The sequence below is a fragment of the Phenylobacterium sp. genome (assembly GCF_036402295.1).
Classification (GTDB): Bacteria; Pseudomonadota; Alphaproteobacteria; order Caulobacterales; family Caulobacteraceae; genus Phenylobacterium.
The window spans coordinates 1-2,860 of record NZ_DASWTE010000267.1 but is presented as its reverse complement, the minus strand read 5'-3'; the positions used below and the strand labels follow the sequence as shown (position 1 = coordinate 2,860).

4 protein-coding genes are annotated in these 2,860 nt (G+C 69.2%); 3 read left to right on the top strand and 1 reads right to left on the bottom strand.

What is annotated here, in order from left to right; all coding sequences use genetic code 11:
- Nucleotides 1-187 (bottom strand): TetR family transcriptional regulator (locus VGD44_RS16390; protein WP_331089013.1); only part of this gene is annotated, 187 nt, incomplete at its 3' end.
- A gap of 59 nt (nucleotides 188-246) precedes the next feature.
- Between VGD44_RS16390 and VGD44_RS16385 the strand changes: the two genes are divergently transcribed.
- The 3 genes from VGD44_RS16385 to VGD44_RS16375 all read left to right on the top strand — a co-directional run.
- Nucleotides 247-1,104: an oxidoreductase gene (locus VGD44_RS16385; protein WP_331089011.1), complete on the top strand. Its 858-nt coding sequence runs from the start codon at nucleotides 247-249 to the stop codon at nucleotides 1,102-1,104.
- Between the two features lie 35 nt (nucleotides 1,105-1,139).
- Nucleotides 1,140-2,165 (top strand): medium chain dehydrogenase/reductase family protein, encoded by a 1,026-nt coding sequence (locus VGD44_RS16380; protein WP_331089009.1) that lies wholly within the window; start codon nucleotides 1,140-1,142, stop codon nucleotides 2,163-2,165.
- 55 nt (nucleotides 2,166-2,220) lie between these two features.
- A partial coding sequence (locus tag VGD44_RS16375; RefSeq protein ID WP_331089007.1) for an alcohol dehydrogenase catalytic domain-containing protein occupies nucleotides 2,221-2,860 on the top strand: 640 nt, incomplete at its 3' end.

Sequence of the window (2,860 nt, the reverse complement as noted above, 5' to 3'; positions counted from 1 at the left end):
CGAGGCTCTCGCGGACAAGGTCAGCCTTGGACCCGAAGTGCGGATAGAAGGCGCCGTTGGTGAGCCCGGCGTCGCTCATGATGCCGGCCAGGCCCGAGGCGGCGATGCCGTCCCGGCGGAAGCGTTCGGCCGCCACCTCGGTGATCCGGCGGCGAGAGACGTCCTTGCGGCCCTTTTCGTAGCGCATGCGTCCTCATATCGGTTCAGCCCATTGCATTACGACTATAATGCCATATTATGATTTTAATGCAATTGTCGGGCCTCGATCTTGGGGCGCAGGGAGTGCCCATGACCCTATCCACTGGAAAGACGGCGATCGTCACCGGCGCTTCGACGGGCATCGGTCGCGCCACCGCCGAGGCGCTGGCCCAGAGAGGCTTCACGGTTTTCGGGACCAGTCGCCGCGTCACGGGCGCGAATCCCAAACAGGTCTCGCTGCTGAACTGCGACGTCACCGACGACGAGTCCGTCAGGGGAATGATCGCGAGCGTGCTGTCGCGCACCGGGCGCATCGACGTGCTCGTCAACAACGCCGGGATCGGCCTTCAGGGCGGCGCGGAGGAGTCCTCGATCGCCCAGGTGCAGGCGCTGTTCGACGTCAATCTGTTTGGCGTCATTCGGGCCACCAACGCCGTTCTGCCGGCCATGCGGCAGCGGGGCGGGGGGCGCATCATCAACATCAGTTCCGTCCTGGGCCTGATCCCCGCCCCCTATTCGGCGCACTATTCGGCGACCAAGCATGCCCTGGAAGGCTATTCGGAGTCGCTCGACCACGAGCTTCGCGCCTTCGGCATTCGGGTCTCGCTCGTCGAGCCGGCCTACACCCGCAGCGTCTTCGACCAGAATTCCCTCCCGCCCGATGCGCCAATCCGCGAATACGACCAGGCCCGCAGGGGCGTGCGCTCCCTGATCGAGGACGTCATGACGACCGCGGATCCCCCGGAGGTGGTCGCCCAGGCGGTGCTGCTGGCGGCCACCACGAGCCGTCCGCGCCGCCGCTATCCCGCCGGCAAGGTCGCGCGTCAGATCAGCGTCCTGCGTCGCTTTGCGCCTTCCGACGCCTTCGACAAGAGCCTGCGCAAGCAGATGCGGCTGCCGGCCTAGACGCGCCTGCGGCGCATGCCTCCGAGGAAACCGGAATGATCGACGACGCCTTCGAGATGCATGCGCCCCGCAAAGGGCCGGCCACCGTCCTGAGGCCGCTTGAGCGGCGGCTGCCGCCGCCGGGACCGGGCGAGGTGAGGGTGGCCATCGAGGCGGCGGGCGTCGCCTACGCCGACATCATGATGCGCCAGGGCCTGTATGCAGGGCAGTCGGCGCCGGTGACGCCGGGCTACGATTTCGTCGGCCGGGTCGAGGCCATCGGGCCGGGCGTCGCGGGGCTGGAGGCCGGCCAGCGGGTGGCCGGCGTGACAGTCTCCGGATCCTATGCGACCCGACGCAACGTCGATGCCCGGTGGCTGGCGCATGCGCCTGAAGGCGTCGATGCGGCCAAGCTGGTGGCCGCCGTGCTGAACGGCGTCACCGCGTGGCAGATGTTCCACCGGATCGCCAGTCCCGCCCCCGGCGAGTGGGTGCTGGTGCACGGGGCGGCGGGCGGCGTCGGCAGCCTCCTCCTGGACCTGGCCCGGCTCGCCGGCGTCAAGGCGGTCGGAAGCGCCTCGGCGAACAAGGCCGATGTCATCCGGTCCTACGGCGCCGAGCCCGCCGACTACCGCAGCGAAGATGTGGCGGCGCGAACGCGGGCCCTGAGCGGCGGCGGCGTGGTGGCGGCCTTCGACCATTTGGGCGGCAAGCACTTCAAGAAGGTCTCCATGGCCTCCCTGCGGCCCGGTGGGCGGGGCGTCCTCTACGGCGCCTACGACATGACCCGCGACGGCAAGGTCAACCCGCTGGCGATCGCGGGCCTGCTGCTCAACGCCAGCTTCTCCAGCCTGTCCCTGTTCGGAAAAGGCCAGGGGGTCGTCACCTACAACTGCCAGCCCTGGCGCGATGCGCGCCCGCTCGCCTACCGGCAGGACCTCGCGGACGTGTTGACGCTGGTTGGAGACGGTGCCTTGTCGCCGCTGATCGGCGCCACCTTCCCGCTGCGCGACGCGGCGCAGGCGCAGCGGGCTCTGGAGACCCGATCGGTCGCCGGCAAGATCGTACTGCTCGCCGGGTGAGAGACGGCGGCTGTACTCCGACAAATACAGACCTCAAATTTCCAGGAAGAAGAACATGACGTTCAGGGCTTTGGTGGCGCGCAAGAGCGGCGAGGCGGTGGTGGCGCAGGTGGAGGCCATGGAGGAGGCCGATCTGCACGCGGGAGAGGTGACCATCGCGGTGGAGTGGTCCACCGTGAACTACAAGGATGGCCTGGCGCTTAGCGGGGCCAATATCATCAAGACCTTCCCCCTCGTGCCCGGCATCGACCTGGCGGGCGTCGTGGAGTCCTCCTCCGACAGCCGGTACGCGCCCGGCGACCGGGTGGTCGTCAACAGCTGGGGCCTCAGCCAGACGCACCACGGCGGCTACGCCGAGCGCGCGCGCGTCCCGGGCGATTGGCTGAACAAGCTCCCCGAGGCCATTTCCACGCGCCATGCGATGGCGATCGGCACGGCGGGCTATACGGCCATGTTGAGCGTGCTGGCCCTCGAGCATGGCGGCGTGACCCCGGACAAGGGCGATGTCCTCGTCACCGGCGCCGCCGGCGGGGTGGGATCGGTCGCCATCGCGTTGCTCTCTCGCCTGGGTTACCGGGTGGTCGCCTCCACCGGCCGGCCGCAGGAGCAGGCCTATCTCGTGGCCCTGGGCGCGGCCGAGATCATCGACCGCGCGACCTTGTCGGCGCCGGCGCGCGGCCCCATCGGCGCCGAGC